Source organism: Streptomyces sp. NBC_00872 (assembly GCF_045161915.1).
GTDB lineage: Bacteria > Actinomycetota > Actinomycetes > Streptomycetales > Streptomycetaceae > Streptomyces.
In genome coordinates, this window is record NZ_CP108806.1 from 6107689 (window position 1) to 6125729 (window position 18041).

The 18041-nt window shown below is 70.7% G+C and carries 14 protein-coding genes; 6 read left to right on the forward strand and 8 right to left on the reverse strand.

Annotation, left to right across the window (positions count from 1 at the left end):
• The first annotated feature begins 40 nt into the window (after positions 1-40).
• Entirely contained in the window at positions 41-664 is a 624-nt protein-coding gene (locus tag OG214_RS26180; protein WP_363080989.1) for a DsbA family protein, read from the forward strand.
• A gap of 249 nt (positions 665-913) precedes the next feature.
• Here the strand turns inward: OG214_RS26180 and OG214_RS26185 are convergent, their stop codons facing one another.
• Complete coding sequence (locus tag OG214_RS26185) at positions 914-1555, reverse strand: superoxide dismutase (protein WP_363080988.1); 642 nt, start codon at positions 1553-1555, stop codon at positions 914-916.
• 274 nt (positions 1556-1829) lie between these two features.
• On the opposite strand from OG214_RS26185, the gene OG214_RS26190 reads away from it, so the two are divergent.
• A complete protein-coding gene (locus OG214_RS26190; protein WP_363080987.1) occupies positions 1830-2414 on the forward strand; it encodes a biotin transporter BioY in 585 nt (194 codons plus the stop codon).
• Positions 2415-2512: 98 nt separating this feature from the next.
• On the opposite strand, the gene OG214_RS26195 is transcribed toward OG214_RS26190, so the two are convergent.
• Complete coding sequence (locus OG214_RS26195) at positions 2513-4030, reverse strand: amino acid permease (protein WP_405986135.1); 1518 nt, start codon at positions 4028-4030, stop codon at positions 2513-2515.
• 128 nt (positions 4031-4158) lie between these two features.
• Between OG214_RS26195 and OG214_RS26200 the strand changes: the two genes are divergently transcribed.
• Entirely contained in the window at positions 4159-4647 is a 489-nt protein-coding gene (locus tag OG214_RS26200) for a ribose-5-phosphate isomerase (protein ID WP_405986136.1), read from the forward strand.
• 147 nt (positions 4648-4794) lie between these two features.
• On the forward strand, positions 4795-5607 hold the full coding sequence (locus OG214_RS26205) for an Fpg/Nei family DNA glycosylase (RefSeq protein WP_405986137.1): 813 nt from the start codon (positions 4795-4797) through the stop codon (positions 5605-5607).
• Between the two features lie 81 nt (positions 5608-5688).
• On the opposite strand, the gene OG214_RS26210 is transcribed toward OG214_RS26205, so the two are convergent.
• Positions 5689-6924 carry a GNAT family N-acetyltransferase gene (locus OG214_RS26210; RefSeq protein ID WP_405986138.1) on the reverse strand — a complete coding sequence of 412 codons (1236 nt, stop codon included), beginning with the start codon at positions 6922-6924 and terminating at the stop codon, positions 5689-5691.
• Between the two features lie 104 nt (positions 6925-7028).
• Between OG214_RS26210 and OG214_RS26215 the strand changes: the two genes are divergently transcribed.
• Positions 7029-8174 (forward strand): PP2C family protein-serine/threonine phosphatase, encoded by a 1146-nt coding sequence (locus tag OG214_RS26215; RefSeq protein ID WP_363080982.1) that lies wholly within the window; start codon positions 7029-7031, stop codon positions 8172-8174.
• Between the two features lie 47 nt (positions 8175-8221).
• Here OG214_RS26215 and OG214_RS26220 read toward each other — a convergent pair whose 3' ends face one another.
• The 4 genes from OG214_RS26220 to OG214_RS26235 all read right to left on the reverse strand — a co-directional run bounded on the left by OG214_RS26220 (position 8222) and on the right by OG214_RS26235 (position 13839).
• The gene (locus tag OG214_RS26220; protein WP_405986139.1) at positions 8222-9079 is read right to left on the reverse strand and encodes an oxidoreductase; all 858 of its coding nucleotides are present in this window, start codon (positions 9077-9079) and stop codon (positions 8222-8224) included.
• A 78-nt stretch (positions 9080-9157) separates the two neighbouring features.
• Positions 9158-9730, reverse strand: coding sequence for a winged helix-turn-helix domain-containing protein (locus OG214_RS26225; RefSeq protein ID WP_405986140.1), 573 nt, complete (start codon positions 9728-9730; stop codon positions 9158-9160).
• Positions 9731-9906: 176 nt separating this feature from the next.
• Positions 9907-11139, reverse strand: a complete 1233-nt coding sequence (locus OG214_RS26230) for an MFS transporter (protein ID WP_405986141.1) — start codon at positions 11137-11139, stop codon at positions 9907-9909.
• 1458 nt (positions 11140-12597) lie between these two features.
• Entirely contained in the window at positions 12598-13839 is a 1242-nt protein-coding gene (locus OG214_RS26235; RefSeq protein WP_363080978.1) for a PP2C family protein-serine/threonine phosphatase, read from the reverse strand.
• 235 nt (positions 13840-14074) lie between these two features.
• Between OG214_RS26235 and pstS the strand changes: the two genes are divergently transcribed.
• Entirely contained in the window at positions 14075-16429 is a 2355-nt protein-coding gene (pstS, locus tag OG214_RS26240) for a phosphate ABC transporter substrate-binding protein PstS (protein ID WP_405986142.1), read from the forward strand.
• Positions 16430-16490: 61 nt separating this feature from the next.
• Here pstS and OG214_RS26245 read toward each other — a convergent pair whose 3' ends face one another.
• Positions 16491-17714 (reverse strand): cation:proton antiporter, encoded by a 1224-nt coding sequence (locus tag OG214_RS26245; RefSeq protein WP_405986143.1) that lies wholly within the window; start codon positions 17712-17714, stop codon positions 16491-16493.
• Positions 17715-18041 lie beyond the last annotated feature (327 nt).

The following is an 18041-nucleotide window of genomic DNA, read 5'->3' on the forward strand; positions in this document are numbered from 1 at the left end:
GTGTATCCGAGGTGTGTTCACCGCCGTTACGAGGAGAGTCATGTCCGACAAGACCCCTGTTGACTTCTGGTTCGACCCGCTGTGCCCCTGGGCCTGGATGACCTCGCGCTGGGTCCTCGAAGTCGAGAAGGTCCGCGACATCGAGGTGCGCTGGCATGTGATGAGCCTGGCCGTCCTCAACGAGGACAAGGACATTCCCGAGGAGTACCGCGAGGGCCTCGCCAAGGCCTGGGCGCCCGTCCGTGTGGTGATCGCCGCCCAGCAGAAGCACGGCGACGAGGTCATCGGCAAGCTCTACACGGCGCTCGGCACCCGCTTCCACAACCGCGGCGAGGGCGCCACCCGCGAGGCGATCGCCGGTGCGCTGGACGAGGTCGGACTGCCCGCGGACCTGATCGACTACGCCGACACCGACACGTACGACACGGAGCTGCGCGCCTCCCACAAGGAGGGCATCGACAAGGTCGGCCAGGAGGTGGGCACCCCCGTCATCGCCGTCCCCGGCGAGAACGGCGAGCAGGTCGCCTTCTTCGGCCCCGTCGTCACCCCGGCCCCCAAGGGCGAGGAGGCCGCGAAGCTCTGGGACGGCACGCTGATGGTGGCGTCGATCCCGGGGTTCTACGAGATCAAGAGGACGAGGACCCAGGGCCCCATCTTCGACTGAGTCCGCGTTCGACCGAGTCCGCGCGGAAGCGCGTCTCCGCGTGACACGGAAGGACCCCCGCGAGTCATGTCCTCGCGGGGGTCCTTCCTCTTTCCGCCCGCGCGTGAAGGGTGAGAAGACGATCACGAGCAGGACGCGTACGGCCCCGGCCGGGGGAGGTCCGGGGCGCGCCCGGGACGGCCCGGGACGGCCCGGGACGGCCTGGTACAGCCCGGGACAGCCCTGGACGGCTCGGCGCGGCTCAGGGCGTCAGGGCGCGAGCAGCAGGTTGTTCGCGCGCTCCCTGGCCGCGGTGTAACGCTTCGCCACGTCCTGCCAGTTGACGACCCGCCACATCGCCTCGACGAAGTCCACCTTCTGGTTCTTGTACTGGAGGTAGAAGGCGTGCTCCCAGGCGTCGAAGACCAGGATCGGCACCGACCCCTGGCCCACATTGCCCTGGTGGTCGTAGATCTGCTCGACGATCAGCCGTCCGCTGACCGGCTCGTACGCGAGCACCCCCCACCCGGAGCCCTGGGTCGTCGCCGCGGCCTTGGTGAGCTGGGACTTGAAGCCGGCGAACGAGCCGAAGGACGCGGCCAGCGCGTCCGCCAGCTCACCGACCCCGTCCTCGGCGAGCGGCTCACCGCCGCCGTCACCGGTCATGTTGTGCCAGTAGATCGAGTGCAGGATGTGGCCGGAGAGATGGAACGCGAGGCTCTTCTCCAGTCCGTTGATCGCACCCCAGGACTCCTTGTCACGCGCCTCCGCGAGCTGCTCCAGGGTGTCGTTGGCGCCCTTGACGTAGGCGGCGTGGTGCTTGTCGTGGTGCAGCTCGACGATCTGCGGATTGATGACCGGTTCGAGCGCCGCGTAGTCGTACGGGAGTTCAGGAAGCGTGTACGTGGCCATGTGTCCGAGCCCTCCGACCTCTTATTGCAAGTCTTATGCAAGTGCATGCTAGCAGCAATACGGCACGTCCGTCGTTTCCGCGGCGCCGCCGCCGTCCTCCCCCGTCGTCCCCTCCGGCTCCCTGTGCGACATGGCACCATGTGCCACCTCCGACAAGCCTCCGACCTTCACTTTGTGGACAGCCGACGGTGAAACGGCACGAACCGGCGGGTTACCGTCGGGCTGTCCCTGCGCTTCCTGTGTTTTCTGCGCCCCCCTCGACCGCGGAGTCCCCATGACCACTGCCGCCGCAGCCCCCCGTACCGGAGCGGTCCTCGCCGATCTGCTCCCCGCCACCCGCGTCCGGGACATCGCCCTGGTCATCGGCGGCGCCGTACTCACCGGTCTCGCGGCGCAGATCTCCGTACCGGTCCCCGGCTCCCCGGTCCCCGTCACCGGCCAGACCTTCGCCGCGCTGCTCGTGGGCACCTCCCTCGGCGCCCGGCGGGGCTTCCTCTCCCTCGCCGTCTACGCGCTGCTCGGGTCGGCCGGGATGCCGTGGTTCTCGGCGGGCTCCTCGGGTCCGGGCGGCGCCTCCTTCGGCTATGTCCTGGGCATGCTGCTCGCCGCCACGGCGGTGGGTGCGCTGGCCCGCCGTGGCGGCGACCGTTCCGTACTCCGTACGGCGGGGACGATGGTGGCGGGCTCCGTGATCATCTACGCGGTCGGCGTCCCCTACCTGGCCGTCTACGCCGGCATGTCACCGGGTGCCGCGATCTCGGCGGGCCTGGTGCCCTTCCTGCTCGGTGACGCGCTCAAGGCCGCGCTGGCGATGGGCGCGCTGCCGGCGGCCTGGAAGCTCATCGGCCGTCGCGGCTGACCTGATCGCCGGGACCGACCCGGCCGCCGGGGCCGATGCCACCGCCCCGGCCGTCGGGGCCGGCGCGGCCGGCGCCGGTCGCGCCCGCTCCTGTCGGCTCAGTCGGCGGCATCGGCTGCCTCGCCCTTCGGGACACCCGCCGGCGTCCGCCGCCCGCGTGCGTTCCGTACCAGCGCGATGCCCACCACGACCGCCGCCACCAGCAGCGAGAGCAGCACCTGCTCCCGCGCGGTGTCGTCGGTGAGCATATAGACGAGCACGAACACGATCATCGCGATCGTCGCCCAGGTCAGATACGGGAAGAGCCACATCCGTACGACCAGTTTTCCGGGCGACTCGCGCAGGATGATCCCGCGCATCCTGAGCTGGGTGCAGCAGATGACCAGCCAGACGAAGAGCGCCACCGCTCCGGACGAGTTGAGCAGGAACGCGAAGACCGTGTCCGGCCACCGGTAGTTGAAGAAGACGGCCACGAAGCCGAAGAGGACGGACGACAGGATCGCGGCGCGCGGCACGCCCCGCGCGTTCGTCCGCGCGAAGGACCTGGGCGCGTCGCCGCGCCGACCGAGCGAGAACGCCATCCGGGATGCCGTGTAGAGACCGGAGTTGAGACAGGACAGCACGGCCGTCAGCACGATGACGTTCATCACCTGTCCGGCGTGCGGGATGCCGATCGAGTTCAGGGCCGCGACGTACGAGCCGTCCTTGACGATCGAGGGATCGTTCCAGGGGAGCAGCGTCAGGACGACGAAGACCGAGCCGAGATAGAAGACGGCGATCCGCCAGATCACACTGTTGGTGGCCTTGGAGACGGCCCGCTGCGGATCGGCGGACTCACCGGCGGCGAGCGTGACGATCTCGCTGCCCATGAACGAGAAGACCACCATCAGCACACCGGTCAGGATCGCGCCGGGCCCCTCGGGCAGGAAGCCGCCGGTGTCACCGAGATGGGCGAAACCGGCGCCCGGGTTGTCGGAGCCGGGCAGCAGCCCGAACACGGCCAGCAGACCGACGACGACGAACGCCGCGATCGCCACCACCTTGATTCCGGCGAACCAGAACTCGAACTCCCCGTACGACGCGACGGAGACGAGGTTCGTGGCCGTCAGCACGACCATCACGATCAGCGCCCAGGCCCACTGCGGTACGGCCGGTACCCAGCCCTCCAGGATCCGCGCGCCCGCGGTCGCCTCGACCGCCAGCACCACGACCCAGAAGAACCAGTACAGCCAGCCGATCGAGAAACCCGCCCAGCGGCCGAGCGCGCGGTCCGCGTACGCCGAGAAGGAGCCGGACGTCGGCCGCGCCGCGGCCATCTCGCCGAGCATCCGCATCACGAGGACGACCATCAGGCCGACCAGCGCGTACGACAGCAGGATGGCGGGCCCGGCGGCGGCGATGCCGGCGCCGGAGCCCACGAAGAGCCCGGCGCCGATCACCCCGCCGATCGCGATCATGGAGAGATGGCGGTTCTTGAGTCCGGCCTGAAGGCCGTCCCCGCCGTCCCCGCCTTCTCCGGGTTCTCCGCTGTTGGCATGGCCGGACGTGGGGGAGTGCGAATTCCCAGGTTCACCGGGGTCTCCGCCTGCCTTTATGGGGGATGGCAGCGAGGTCATTCATCAATCCTTAAGGAAAGCCGCAGATCCGGATCTTTCTCCGGATCTTCTGTCCGGGGGCGCGGCACCGGTGCCGGGCCACGACCCCGCTGACCGCTACCCGGCGTCGCGCGTGCCACACTCGGACCATGCGCGTGTATCTCGGTTCCGACCATGCCGGCTTCGAACTCAAGAACCATCTCGTCGAGTGGCTCACCGCACATGGCCATGAGCCCGTCGACTGCGGTCCGCACATCTATGACGCCGAGGACGACTACCCGCCGTTCTGCCTGCGCGCCGCGGAGCGCACGGCCGCGGACCCGGACAGCCTCGGCATCGTCATCGGCGGTTCCGGCAACGGCGAGCAGATCGCCGCGAACAAGGTCAGGGGAGTACGGGCCGTGCTCGCCTGGAGCGAGCAGACGGCGGCGCTCGGCCGCGAGCACAACAACGCGAACGTGATCTCCGTCGGCGGCCGTATGCACAGCCGCGACGAGGCGGTCTCGTTCATCGAGGTGTTCCTCAAGACCCCGTACTCGGGCGCGGAGCGGCACGCGCGCAGGATCGACATGCTCACGGAGTACGAGGCGACCCACGAACTGCCGCCCATTCCGGCCCACCACCCGCAGCAGGACTGACCGGACCGCGTGCCGCCGGGCGGATTCCGGCGGCACAGCCATGCCGTGGCCCCCCCCACACACACAGCCATGCCATGACCCCGCGCACTGGGCCCGGCGCCCGCCGGACCCCGTGCCCGCCCGACCCCGTACCGATCAGGAGCAACTGTGCCCGAGGGGCATACGATCCACCGCCTCGCCGAGGACCATCTCGACCGTTTCGGGGGCACCGCGGTACGGGTCACCAGCCCGCAGGGCAAGTTCTCCGACAGCGCGGCCCTGCTCGACGGCGGGGTCTTCGCGGACGTGGACGCCCACGGCAAGCACCTCTTCCTCGGCTTCGGCGAGGACGTCGGCTGGGTCCATATCCATCTCGGGCTCTTCGGCAAGGTCGGCTTCGGTGACGCGCCCGCCCCGCCGCCCACCGACACCGTCCGGCTCCGGATCGCCTCCGCCACGGCGTACATGGATCTGCGCGGCCCCACCACCTGCGCTCTGATCACCGCCCCGGAGAAGCGGGCGATACACGACCGCCTCGGCCCGGACCCGCTGCGCCCCGCCGACGACGGCGAGAAGGCGTGGGCCCGGATCTCCCGCTCCCGTACGACCGTCGCCGCCCTGCTCATGGACCAGAAGGTGATCGCCGGCGTCGGCAACGTCTATCGCGCGGAGGTCCTCTTCCGGCACGGCATCGACCCGTACCGCGCGGGCAAGGACGTCACCCGCCGCGAGTGGGACGCGATCTGGGCGGATCTGGTGGCCCTGATGCGCGAGGGTGTACGGAACAACCGCATCGACACCGTCCGGCCCGAACACACCCCCGAGGCGATGAACCGCCCCCCGCGCGTGGACGACCACGGCGGCGAGGTCTACGTCTACCGCCGCGCCCGGCTCACCTGCCACCTCTGCGCCACCGAGATCCGCACGGCCCCCCTCGCCGCCCGCAATCTCTTCTGGTGCCCCACCTGCCAGCGACGCTGAACAGACGGGCCGGGAGCTCAACAGGCGGGCCGGGAGCTGAACAGACGGGCCCGGGAGGCACTCAGAAGCCGCCGGAGGCGCTCAGAAGCCGTGGGGGAGCCAGGGGGCCAGGTCCGAGGTGAAGGCCGTGGAGGCTTCCGCGAGGGCGCCGGGGCGGGCTTCGCGGACCCGGGCCGCGCGGGCCAGGGACGCCAGGGAGACCCCGCCCAGATAGGCCGCGCCCAGTTCGGTGGCCGTCAGGATCAGATCGGCTTCGTCGGCGGTGCGTTCGCAGGACGCGCCCTTGGTGTCGCCCGTCAGTCGCCAACGGCCCTCGTTCCAGGGGCAGAAGGCATCCTCCACCTCCAGCACGACATCGACGGGCGTCCGGTACGTACGGGCCTCCAGCGCCGCCCCCACCTCCACCAGCCGTACGTACAGCGCGTCCCGCACCGTCAGACCGCAGCGGCGTACGTCGGAGACGAGATGCTGGAACGGATCGTCCACCGGGCGGTTGCGGACGCGGAGCGTCGACGTCAGATCGATCTCGGAGACGAAGCGCCAGAGCGAGGCGTACGCCAACGGGTCCGACGCGTACAGGTCCTGGAGTTCAATCGTCCCCTTGGGTCCCGACTTATCCCATTCGGGACGGTTTCGAAACAGTGTGAATCCCAGCACCTCGCCGTCCCGTTCGGCCAGTACGCACTGGAGCGCCGACATTCCGTCCATCACCTTCTCGCCGTCGATCACCGGCACCCGTTCCCAGCCGGGCCGGCGGGCCAGCATCCCCGGGCGCGTGGCGACCTCCGCCGCGTACACGGCCTCGCACGCCTCCTGTACGGCCGGATCGTGCGGCTCCGCCCGGCGAAGGCGTATCCCGTCCGCGCCCTCGGGCACCGAGACCCGCACCCGTGACGTGTCGATCTCGGCCCGCAGCTCCTGTGTGGCGGCGCCGTATCCGTACCGTCCGTAGATCGCCGGCTCGGACGCCGTCAACACGGCGAGTGATTCTCCCCACGTCCTCACATCGTCGAGCTGGCGCCGCATCATCGACGTGAGCGTCCCGCGCCTGCGGTGGGTCGCCGCGACGCTCACCATCGTGACCCCCGCCGCGGGCACCAGCGCGCCGCCGGGGACCGCCAGCCGGAAGCTGAACGCCCCTGCCGTACCTACGCATTGATCCCCGTCCCAGACCCCGAGCGACCGCTCGTGCTCGGTCAGCGACTCCATCAGCGCGCGCTTCTCCGGCGTCTCCAGGACACCACCGAAGGCGACCTCCAGCGTCCCGTACCAGTGGTCCCATTCGGCCGGGTCCAGCACCCGGAGATCAGTAGCCATATGCCATCAGTACCAGGGCGATGTCGACGAAGCGACCCGATTTCGAACGCAATGTCACGGGGTCCCCCTGCACGGTTGTCGACCGGATCGGTAGGGTCCACACGATGGCCGGTATCGCGCGAGCGGAGTCGTATTCGGCCCGGTTGCGCAGGAAGCTGCACCGGGTCCGCAACGGCGTGCGCAAATCCGGCGTCGACTACTTCCGCGGGGACGGTTCCGACTGGATCGCCCTCGCCGGTCTGCTGCTCACGATCCCGGCCATCGCGCTCACCACGATCGCCGTGCCGGTCTGGTGCTCGCCCTCCGCGCTGGTCCTGCCGATCGTGGCGGGCGGGCTGATCCTGCGGCCCTCCAGCCTGCTCAGCCTGTACGCCGCGGCCGCCGCGGCGCTGATCGTCGAGTCGATGGTCCTCGGCCCGTATCCGGACGGCCCGGCACGCGTCACCCCGGGCACGGTCCTGGTGGTAGCCGCCTGTGGCCTCTTCGGGCTCCTGATCGCCCAGTTCAGGGCGCGTGTCGGGGTGCCCTGGCGACGCGGCGGAACGATGCTCTTCGACCTGCGCGAACGCATCCGGGTGCAGAGCGCCCTGCCGCGTCTGCCCAAGGGCTGGCACCGCGAGATGGCGCTGCGCCCGGCGGGCGGCCAGTCGTTCTCCGGGGACTTCGTCGTGGCGGCCCGTACGAACGGCGGGCGCACCCTCGAAGTCGTCCTCACCGATGTCTCGGGCAAGGGCATGGACGCGGGCTCCCGCGCCCTGCTGCTCTCCGGCGCCTTCGGCGGACTGCTCGGCTCCCTCCCGCCGCACGGCTTCCTCCCGGCCGCCAACGGCTATCTGCTCCGCCAGGACTGGGACGAGGGCTTCGCCACCTCCATCCATCTCGTCCTCGACCTGGACTCGGGCGACTACGAACTTCTCTCCGCGGGCCATCTCCCCGCGCTCCAACTCCACGCGGGTAGCGGCCGCTGGGAGGAGAAGTCGGGCGAGGGCCCGCTGCTCGGGGTGTACGACGGAGCGCAGTTCGATTCGGCCAAGGGATCGCTGCGGCCGGGCGATGTGCTGATGCTCTTCACGGACGGCCTGGTCGAGGCCCCGGGCCGCGATCTCGGCGAGGGCATCGACCGCCTGACGGGCGAGGCGGACCGGTATGTGGCACCGGGCTTCCAGGGCGCGGCGTGGCACCTCATCGAGGCGGTGGCGAAGGACGTGAACGACGACAGGGCGCTGCTGCTGATCTGCCGGGAGGGGTAGGGCGGGGGCGCGGGGGCTGGAAGTCTGGGGCTCGGGGCCCTGGGGCGTTACGAGGCCCCGGTCCCGGCCCCGGAGTCCGTGTGGTCGGTCGCGAGTGCGACGGCGCGCCACTTGTCGAGTTCCTCCCGTACCTGGTCGAGCTTGGCCGATACCCGGGTCACGGAGTCCGCCCCGAGCTGGAGCCGCATCGGCGGTTCGGCCGCCTCCGGCAGATCCACGATCGCCGCCGCGGCCTTGGCCGGATCGCCCGGCTGGGCGTGGTTGTACGCGGCGGGAACCCCGCGGGTCGCGCCCGAGGTCGTCGCGTAGTCCTCGATCGTGTGCGGCTCGGTGTGCAGGCTCGAAGCATCGAGGAAGTCCGTACGGAACCCGCCCGGCTGGACGATGGTGACGTGAACGCCGAGAGGCGCCAGTTCGGCCCGCAGCGACTCGGACATGCCCTCCAGGGCGAACTTCGTCGCCGCGTACAGGCCCCACCCCGGGGAGCCGGTGAAACCGCCCACCGAGCTGATGTTGATCACATGCCCCGAGCGCTGGGCGCGCAGGACGGGCAGTACGGCCCGCTGGGTGGTGAGCACACCGAAGAAGTTGGTGTCGAACACCGCGCGGGCGGCCTCGTCCGACGCCTCCTCGACGGCTCCGATCAGCCCACGTCCCGCGTTGTTGACGAGAACGTCGATCCGTCCGAACCGGGCGAGGGCGGCGTCGACGGCGGCGCGGACGCTCGCCTCGTCGGTGACATCGGCGGCGAGGGGGAGCAGCGCGCCGACAGTGCCGGGGAAGGCCCGGTGGAGGGCGTCGAGGTCGCGTCCGGTGGCGACGACCTGGTGACCGCGCGCCAGCGCCGCCCGCGCGGTCTCGGCGCCGAGGCCCCGCGAGGCACCGGTGATGAACCACACGCTCATGTTCGTTTCTTCTTTCTGTTTTCTGTCTGTTGACGATCTCTGTCGGTTGGCGACCGGCCTCTTTGCTGACGGCCGGGGTTACGGTCGGCCGGGCACGGCGCGAGTGAAGGTGAAGACAGTGCCGCGCTCCTGGCCGTCGTCCGGCAGCTCGCGCTCGGCCCATCGGTCGACCACCGCGCCGATCTCGGCGGCGAACTGGGCGAGTTCGGCGTCGGTGACCCGCAGCCACGCCTCGTTCGAGAACGGTCCGAGCGGCCACCGTGCCTGCTCGGACTGCGGCCGGTCCGCCCAGCGCCGTACATGCCCGGTCTGCCGCTCCAGATTGAGCGAGTCGACGGCGTGGGCGACGGCCTCACCGGCGGCGTCCTCGGCGAAGTCGGCCGAGGACCAGCACAGCTTGGGCGTCGTACGCCGCCACCACCTTTCCCGCCGGTCCCGAGCCAGCTCGGGCGCCTCCTCGATCAGTCCGGCCTCGGCGAGCGCCCGCAGATGGTGACTGACATTCCCGACAGCCTCCTCCGTCTGCTGCGCCAGCACACTCGCGGTGGCGGGCCCGTCGAGCTTGAGCAGATCGAGCAGGCGCCGGCGCACGGGATGGGCCATGGCGGCGAGTACGCGAGAGTCGGTGATGGAACGGTCGTCGTCAGACATGCCGGCGAGACTATATCCACAAGACATGTTGCACAATGTTCCTTGTGCAATGGGCATCGTGGATGAAACGGTCCAGCCGCGCCGCAGGCACGCCCGCTCGTCGAGGGGCGGGGCATCCGGCTCCGGGGTCGTCAGCGGCCGGGCTGTCAGAGGCGGAATCGTCAGAGGCGGAGCTGTCAGCCGCGGCGGAGTCTCAGGGAGAGCAGTGCCATCGCGGCCATCAGGGCCGGCAGAACGAGCATGGCGGCCCGTAGATCCACCGCCTCGGCGATGCCCCCGATGATGGGAGGCCCGGCCAGGAACCCGGCGTACCCGACCGAGGAGACAGCGGCGATCGCCGGACCGGGACGTTCCGGCCGGAGCTGGGCGGCGTGGCTGAAGATCACGGGGATGACGGCCGCCATGCCCAGCCCGAGCAGCGTGTAGCCGGCCAACCCGCCCCCGGTGGTGGGGACGGAGATCGAGACCACCGCCCCGAGGGCGGCGACGAGGGCGCAGCCGAGGGTGAAGCGTACGGTGCCGGTACGGGCACGGATCCGGTCGGCCGAGAGCCGTCCGACGACCATCCCGGCGGAGAAGAGAGCGAATCCGGCACCTGCCGCGCCGGGCGAGGCACCGGTCACGTCGTGGAGATAGACCGCGCCCCAGTCGTTCATGACGCCTTCTCCCATCAGGGCGCAGAAGGCGACGAGCCCGGGGATCCACAGCCCGGCGCTGGGGAGGGCGAAGAGGGGGGCCGGGTCTTTGGCGTCTTCGGCCTGACGGTCCGCGTCCTGGGTCAGGAGTTCCGATTCCTGGGTCCGGCGGTCCGATTCCTGGGTCCGGCGGTCCGAGTTCTGGGTCCGGCGGTCCGATCCTTGGGCTCGGCCCGGCGGGTCGGGGATCAGGGCGGTCGTCGCCACAGCGGCCGCTGCGTACAGGACCAGTGCGGTGATCACGAAGTGCGGGCCCGTACCCACGCCCGCGGAGGCCGCCAGACCGCTGGCCACGGCGCCCACGATCCCGCCGAGGCTGAACACGGCGTGGAATCCGCCCAATATGTTGCGCCCGTAGGCGCGTTCGACCAGCACGCCCTGGGTGTTCATGGCGACATCGATGGCGGTGTTGCCGCAGGCGAACAGCGCCAGGGTCACGGTCAGCATCGGGAGGCTGGGGGCGAACGCCAGGCCGGGCAGGGCCGCCAGATAGACGGTCATACCGGTGAACAGCACCGGCCGGCTGCCGTATCTGGCCACCAGACCGCCCACCAGAGGAAGGCCGAGAAACGCTCCGCTGCTCAGACCTACCAGCGCCACGGCGAGCTGCCCCTCGGACAGTCCGAGCCGGTCCTGGATCGCGGGGACCCGCGCGGCCCAGGCGGCGAAGGCAGCTCCGGTGATGAAGAACATCGTGCACACGGCCACGCGCATGGAGCGAAGCCGCGCGGGGGTCCAGGAGGCGGGGGAGGAGGCGGGGGGTGGAGGACCGGGGCGCTCGGTCCGTGTCCCGGATGCCGCCGCTCGCGTACCAGGTCGTACCGTCCCCGAGCCAGTCAGGTCCGAGGCCCGGCCGTCTGCTGCATCCGGTGCGTCCGCTGCATCCGGTGTATCCGGTGCATCCGGCTTGTTCCCCATGGATCCGTGGGTCCTTCCGTTCGGTCCCGATCGTTCCGGTCTACCTTCGGAAGTCTTCACTGCCGGGGGAGTCCTATGCGCCAGGGGAGTCCCGGTGCCGGTTCGCGTATGGAGGTGCGGGCCGGTGGGGTGGCTGTCTGCGGGTGAGGACCGAGGGGTAGTCGGGGTGGGCCGGGTGGTTTCGTGCCACGTGGGGGCCGCCCCTCTGGTTTGAGTTTCGCGGGGCCGTGCCGGGCGTCAAGGGCGCTCCTTCGTCGCGTCGGCTGCGCCGATTCCGCTGCGCTCCACCCTTGACCCCCGCCCCGCCCCCGCAAGTGCAGATGATGGGAGGGGCGGCCCGGGGGAAGGGGTCCCCGGGGAGATCCGTTGAGGGTGCCGGTTTCCTTCCCGGCTTTCGGGTTGGTGGGCCCTGCGGGGCTGCGCGGCAGTGGAATGGGGCGGCCCGGCACCGGCTCAGCGACTGACCGTCCATTGTCTGCTGGGGTTCAGTCCCGTGTCTGGGATACGTGATCACGTGACACCTCAAGCGCGAGGCGGACGGGCCCGCGCGCCCTCAAGGGCCGGTGTGTCTGCCCTTTTCGCCGGTCGGGGACCGGTGAGGACGCTTCCCGCGTCACAACGACACAAGAGACGTCCGAAGGGCGTTGCCGGACCCATCACCGCGCCATTCCCGGGGAAGCAGACGCGACGAGCCTCCATGACGACCTATATGCCCCTATTTGGAAGGGGGTTGGAGAGTGCCGTGAGGCGGTCATGTGTCCTCAGTTGCGATAGGCGCGTCCCAGAGCGCAAACAGGCCTTCAACTGGCCCATCCGCGCCCGCCACAGACACACCAACCCCACCAACCACTCAGCCCAGACACGGGACTGAGCCCCGACCAACAGGCCGTGGTTCGACGCTAAACCGACGCGTCACCGCCCCATTCCACTGCCGCGCAGACCACCCACCGGGCCGCAGGCCGGGGAGGAGACAGGCACCCTCAACGGATCTCCCCGGGGACCCCTTCCCCCGGGCCGCCCCTCCCGCCAATCCGCACTTGCGATGGAGGGGCGGGAGTCAAGGGTGGAGCGCAGCGGAATCGGCGTAGCCGACGCGACGAAGGAGCGCCCTTGACGCCCGGCCCGGAGTCGCGAAACTCAAACCTGAGGGGCGGCCCCCGCGTGGCACGGGACCACCCGGCCCACCCCGACTACCCCTCGGTCCTGACCTGCGGCCGACGGGACATGGAGTGGGTGCCATGGGTGGCCGCCCGCTCAGTCGATGGTGGCGAGGTGGTCCGCGGTGCCGCCGCGCCACTCGATGAGGAAGAGCGTCGCGTCGTCGCTGGTGCGACCGCCCCGTTCCTTCTTCAGCGCGTGGGAGATGGCGCGGACGACCGCCCGTACGCCTTCCCCGGTGCGCTCCATGCGGTTGACGCAGTCGATGAGCTGCTGCTCGCCGAACGGCGCCGCGCCCGTCTCGTGCTCCTCGATGAGACCGTCGGTGAAGCACAGCACCCTGTCACCGCGGCGCAGTTGCTGGTTGCTGACCAGGGGATCGTCGCCGCCGAAGCCGACCGGCAGGGTCGTCGGGCTCTCCAGCTGCTGGATGACCTCGTGGTCGCGGATCAGCAGGGGCGCCGGGTGGCCCGCGTTGACCCATTGCAGTTGGCCCGTCGAGATGTCCAGGCACATCATCTGCGCGGTGACGAAATGGTCGGGGCCGAACTGCTCCGCGATGGCCTTGTCCATGAACGCGTACATCCCGGCGAGGCCGATGTCGGAGCGTCTGGCATGCCGGTAGGCGCCGATGGCGACCGTCGCCATCGTGGCGGCGTCCAGGCCGTGCCCCATCGCGTCGAGCATCGCCACGTGCAGCGCGTCGTCGTTGAGCGCGTAGTCGAAACTGTCGCCCGCTACCTCGTAGGCGGGCTCCAGGATCCCGGCCACTTCGACCTGTGGGCAGGACATCGTCAGCGGAGGCAGCAGGGACCACTGGATCTCCGCGGCCACGCCCATCGGCGCGCGGCGCCGGGCCTGGAAGAACCGGTCGGTGTAGGTGTCCTTGGTGACGATCATGTCCGCCACCAGACCCGCGAGCCGCCGCAGGAGCCGTCGGTCGTCGTCATCGACGGCGTCCACGGTCAGGACCATCACCCCGACCTGGTCGCTGCCGTCCAGCAGCGGCAGATACATCCGTACCCCGTCGGTCTGCTGCACCTCGACCGCGACCCCGCGCAGGAAGGCCGCCCCGGCGGGGGAGTCGTTGACCTGCTCCGGCTCCCCGACGGTCAGCCCCCGCCCCGGCAGCGGCACCAGCACCAGTTGCTCGTAGTCCTGGAGGAGGATCGAGATGTCGCGGCCACCGACACTGGCCACCTCTTCCGCGATCAGCGGGGCGATCAGCTGCGGCGGCATCTGATGGGCCCGGTCCAGCAGCACCCCGAGCAGCCGCTCACCGAACCCTTCCGACCGGTCCACATCGGTTTTCCAGGGCTTCCGCTCAATATCTGACATAGTCGCCCACTCCATCACATCAGCGTTATTCATCCTTAAATGGGCACGCGTGTGGCGGTCGGACTCCGCCGACTCACCGAAAACCGACTCACCGGCCCTCGCGGCGTGCCGGTGTGACGGCCGGCCGCGCCCACGCCCCCGACCGAGGCGGAGCGGACGCCCCGGCCGGTACGCGGACGCCTCGCCCGGTACGCTCTCGGGCGCAAGGGAGCGGCGAGTTGGGGGAGTGCGGGCTGTGGCGAAGGCTCTGACTGCCGACGATCCGGAACAGGTGGGGCCGTACCGGATCACGGGCCGGCTGGGCGTCGGCGGGATGGGGCGGGTCTATCTCGCGGCCTCCCCCGGCGGGCGGCAGGTGGCCGTGAAGGTCATCCGGCCGGAGCTGGCCGACGAGCCGGGCTTCCGGGAACGGTTCGCCCGCGAGGCGTCCGCCGCGCAGGCCGTCAGCGGGGCCTTCACCGCCGCCGTCGTCGGCGTCGACGCGGACGGCGAGGCGCCCTGGCTGGCCACGCTGTACGTACCCGGCCTCTCGCTCGCCGAGGCGGTCGGGCAGCACGGCACCCTGCCCGAACGGTCGGTGTACGCCCTCGGCGCCGGGCTCGCCGAAGCCTTGCAGGCCATCCACGCCGCCGGGCTGATCCACCGTGACCTCAAGCCCTCGAATGTCCTGCTGGCCCCCGACGGACCCCGCGTCATCGACTTCGGCATCGCCATGGAGGCCGGCGCCGACGCCCTCACCAGCACCGGGCTGATCATCGGCACCCCGGGCTTCATGGCGCCCGAACAGTTCACCCGCCGGACCGTCGGACCCGCCGCCGACGTGTTCTGCCTGGGCGCGGTACTGGCCTTCGCGGCCGGCGGGCACGGCCCCTTCGGGACCGGCTCGGCCCACGCCATGGGCTACCGCGTCGTCCACGAGGAACCGGACCTGGCCGGCCTCCCCGTACGCGTACGGGACATCGTGGCGCGCTGCCTGGCCAAGGACCCCGACGTCCGGCCGACCGTTCCCCAACTCCTCCATGAACTGGCCGTGCTTGTCGCGGCGGGCCCCCAGCCCGGCCCGGACGCGGCGGCGACGACGGTGGTGACCGCGGACGACCGCGCCCGGACGCTCGCCCTCGCCCTCGGACAGTCCCCCTGGCTCCCGTCCCCCCTCGCCGCCGCCGTCGGCCGCGTCGACCACTCGGTGACGGCCCCGGCCGACCCCAGGCCTGCGGCCCCGGTAGACCCCAGGGTCGTCCCGCCCGAGCCGAAGCCCAACTCCGAGCCGAGGTCTGAGCCCGAGCCGACGCCCGAGCCGAAGCCGACGCCGGAGCCCGAGCCAGCCCCGGCCGGTCCCGAGCCCGTTCCAGCGGCTCCCCGGCCCGCCCGGCCCGCGCCCGCTGCCGTCCCGGCCCGCCCCCCGTCCTGGGCCCGCAAGCACCGCACCAAGATGCTGATCGGCGGCCTCGTCGCCGCCGCCGTCGCTTCCCTCACCCCGCTCGCCAACGACGCGATCTCCGGCCGGAACAACACCGACGAGCCCAACTTCAAGAACCCGGGCGCCCAGGCCTCCGGCTCCGGCACCCCCGACGACTCCGGGGCCCTGTCATTCGCCCCCGTGTGCGACGACAGCGGCCAGAGTCTCGTGGCCTCCGGCTCGTCCGTCCAGCAGAGCGCCATGGACATCTGGATCAAGAACTACACCGCGGACTGTCCCGACACCCAGATCACCTACACCCCTTCCGGCTCCGGCGGCGGTGTCTCCGACTTCGTCCGGGGCCTCACCGCCTTCTCGGGCTCCGACACCGCGCTCAAGCCGGCCGAGGTCGAGCAGTCCAGGAGCGTCTGCCAGGGCGGTGGCAGAGGCATCAATCTGCCCATGCTCGGCAGCCCCGTCGCCCTCGTCCACAACCTCCCCGGCGTGGACGACCTCGTCCTCGACGCCCCGGCCGCCGCCAAGATCTACGCGGGGAAGATCACGCGGTGGAACGACGCCGCCATCAGGGAGTTGAACCCGGACGTCGACCTGCCCGCCACCTCCATCCAGGCGCTCCACCGGTCCTCCGCCTCCGGCGTCAACCAGACGCTCAGCAGATACCTGTCCGCCACCGCCGGGCCTGACGACTGGCCCTACACCCCCGGCGCCGACTGGCTCGCCCCCGGCGGCGTGGGGGTGCAGACGTCCTCCGCCGTGGTCGAGCAGCTGAAGCAGGTGGACGGTTCGATCGGTTACGTCGAACTGACCTACGCGATCAGCGGCGGCCTGGACACCGTCAGCCTCCGCACCGGCGCCGCCCAGCCCGTCGAACCCGCCATGGACAGCGCCTCCCAGGGCATCGCGGCTTCCCGAGTGGTCGGTACGGGCAAGGACCTGGCGCTGGACCTCGATTACACGACCAGCGCCGAGGGCGCGTACCCCCTCCTGCTCGTCACGTACGAGATCGTCTGCGACAAGGGCAACCTGCCCGGCACGCTCGGCGCCCTGAAGTCCTTCCTGACCTACACCGCGGGCGAGGAGGGCCAGCGGGCCGTCCGCGACATGGGATACGCCCCACTGCCCGCCGAACTCGCCGCCAGGGTCAGGGAGACCGTCCGCACGATCGCCTGACGCGGAGGCCGGGCCCTGGGGGTCTTCGAGTCGCGTACGGCGACGGCGGCGGTGACCGGATTCAGCGCACGGCTGATGCCTCCGGGGCCTCTTCCGCGCGGCCGGATCCGCCCGGCCGCCCACCGTCAGCGCCACGGCCACCGCCACCCCGCCCGCCCGGCAGTACGCGGGCCAGCCAGTGCGAACGGCCGGCCGCCAGGGGGCCCAGTACCGCCAGGATCAGCACGTAACCCGCGATGAAGGGGGCGAGCCGCGCGTCGAGGCTCGCCCCGGCGGCCATGGTGGCGAGGATCAGGGCGAACTCGCCGCGCGCCAGCAGGGTGGTGGAGATATTGGCCGCAGGTCCGGCGCCGAATCCGTTGATCCTGGCGGCGGAGACGCCCGCCACGACGTTCATGACCAGCGTCACCGCGACGGCGGCCAGCACCGGCCACAGGACGGTCGGCAGATCGCCCGGGTTGATCGACAGACCGAACGCGAAGAAGAAGATCGCGCCGAAGGCGTCGCGCAGGGGGTGGACGAGCCTGCGTATCCGGTCGCCCGAGGTCGTACCGCCGAGCATCAGGCCGACCATGAACGCGCCGATGGCGTCCGCGACCCCGAACCACTCCGACACGCCCGCCACGAAGACCGCGATGCCGAGGAAGGAGATGACGAGCAGTTCGTCGTCCTTGGTGGCGATGAACCGGCCCACCAGCTTTGTGCCGTACCGCGCGGCGACCGCGAGAGCGAGCAGGAAGCCGAAGGCCTTCGCGCCGTCCATCACCGCGGCCGAGAGGCTGTCGGCGCCCGACAGGATCGGTTGCAGGGCCGCGAGATAGAGCGCCAGGAAGATGTCCTCGACGACGATGATGCCGAGGATGGGCCTGGTCTCGGGGTTGCCGATCCGGCCGAGGTCGACCAGGACCTTGGTGACGATGGCGGACGAGGAGATACCGAGCACTCCGGCGAGGACCAGCGCCTCGCTCGTGCCCCAGCCGAGCGCGAAGCCGAAGCCGAGGCCGGCGCCGACGTTCAGGGCCAGATAGGTGCCGCCGGCGAGGGCCATCTTCCGGCCACCCGCCTTGAGGTCGTCCAGATGGAATTCGAGGCCCAGGTAGAAGAGCAGCAGGACCAGACCCAGGGCGCTGAGCATCTCCAGGTCGTGCGGGTCGGAGACCAGCACGATGCCGGGGGTGTGAGGGCCGAGGAGTATCCCGGCCAGGATGAACAGGGGGATCGTGGGCAGCTCGATCCGGCTGCCGAGGCGGGCGAGCACTGCGGCGGCAAGGAAGGCGCCGCCCATGGCTATGAGGGTCTCCGCGTGTCCGATGGGATCGCTCCTCCGTCTTCAGGTCCGTCTTGGGATCCGTCTTCGATCGGTCAAGTAAGCGTCAAGAAATCGTCAGTAATTAGTTTACCAAACGATTTACTGAGCAACTTTTGGCGCCGGTGGACGTCCGGGGGCGGTGGTTTGGCTGGTGATCGCCGATCGGGTCTCGGCGTGTCGGCCACTGCGGGGAGCGGGGTGTTTTGTCCCGGTGATCCGCCATGAGCTGGGAATCCGGTTGGCGCGAGGGGCGGAACGAGTGCGACGCGCCAGGTGTGCGAATGGCGCGATTCCGATGGCGAT

Excerpts from the sequence above, each read along its gene's own strand:
- OG214_RS26180 (WP_363080989.1), top strand. The coding sequence starts at position 41 with ATGTCCGACAAGACCCCTGTTGACTTCTGGTTCGACCCGCTGTGCCCC.
- OG214_RS26185 (WP_363080988.1), bottom strand. The coding sequence starts at position 1,555 with ATGGCCACGTACACGCTTCCTGAACTCCCGTACGACTACGCGGCGCTC.
- OG214_RS26190 (WP_363080987.1), top strand. The coding sequence starts at position 1,830 with ATGACCACTGCCGCCGCAGCCCCCCGTACCGGAGCGGTCCTCGCCGAT.
- OG214_RS26195 (WP_405986135.1), bottom strand. The coding sequence starts at position 4,030 with ATGACCTCGCTGCCATCCCCCATAAAGGCAGGCGGAGACCCCGGTGAA.
- OG214_RS26200 (WP_405986136.1), top strand. The coding sequence starts at position 4,159 with ATGCGCGTGTATCTCGGTTCCGACCATGCCGGCTTCGAACTCAAGAAC.
- OG214_RS26210 (WP_405986138.1), bottom strand. The coding sequence starts at position 6,924 with ATGGCTACTGATCTCCGGGTGCTGGACCCGGCCGAATGGGACCACTGG.
- OG214_RS26215 (WP_363080982.1), top strand. The coding sequence starts at position 7,029 with ATGGCCGGTATCGCGCGAGCGGAGTCGTATTCGGCCCGGTTGCGCAGG.
- OG214_RS26220 (WP_405986139.1), bottom strand. The coding sequence starts at position 9,079 with ATGAGCGTGTGGTTCATCACCGGTGCCTCGCGGGGCCTCGGCGCCGAG.
- OG214_RS26225 (WP_405986140.1), bottom strand. The coding sequence starts at position 9,730 with ATGTCTGACGACGACCGTTCCATCACCGACTCTCGCGTACTCGCCGCC.
- OG214_RS26230 (WP_405986141.1), bottom strand. The coding sequence starts at position 11,139 with ATGCGCGTGGCCGTGTGCACGATGTTCTTCATCACCGGAGCTGCCTTC.
- OG214_RS26235 (WP_363080978.1), bottom strand. The coding sequence starts at position 13,839 with ATGTCAGATATTGAGCGGAAGCCCTGGAAAACCGATGTGGACCGGTCG.
- OG214_RS26245 (WP_405986143.1), bottom strand. The coding sequence starts at position 17,714 with ATGGGCGGCGCCTTCCTTGCCGCCGCAGTGCTCGCCCGCCTCGGCAGC.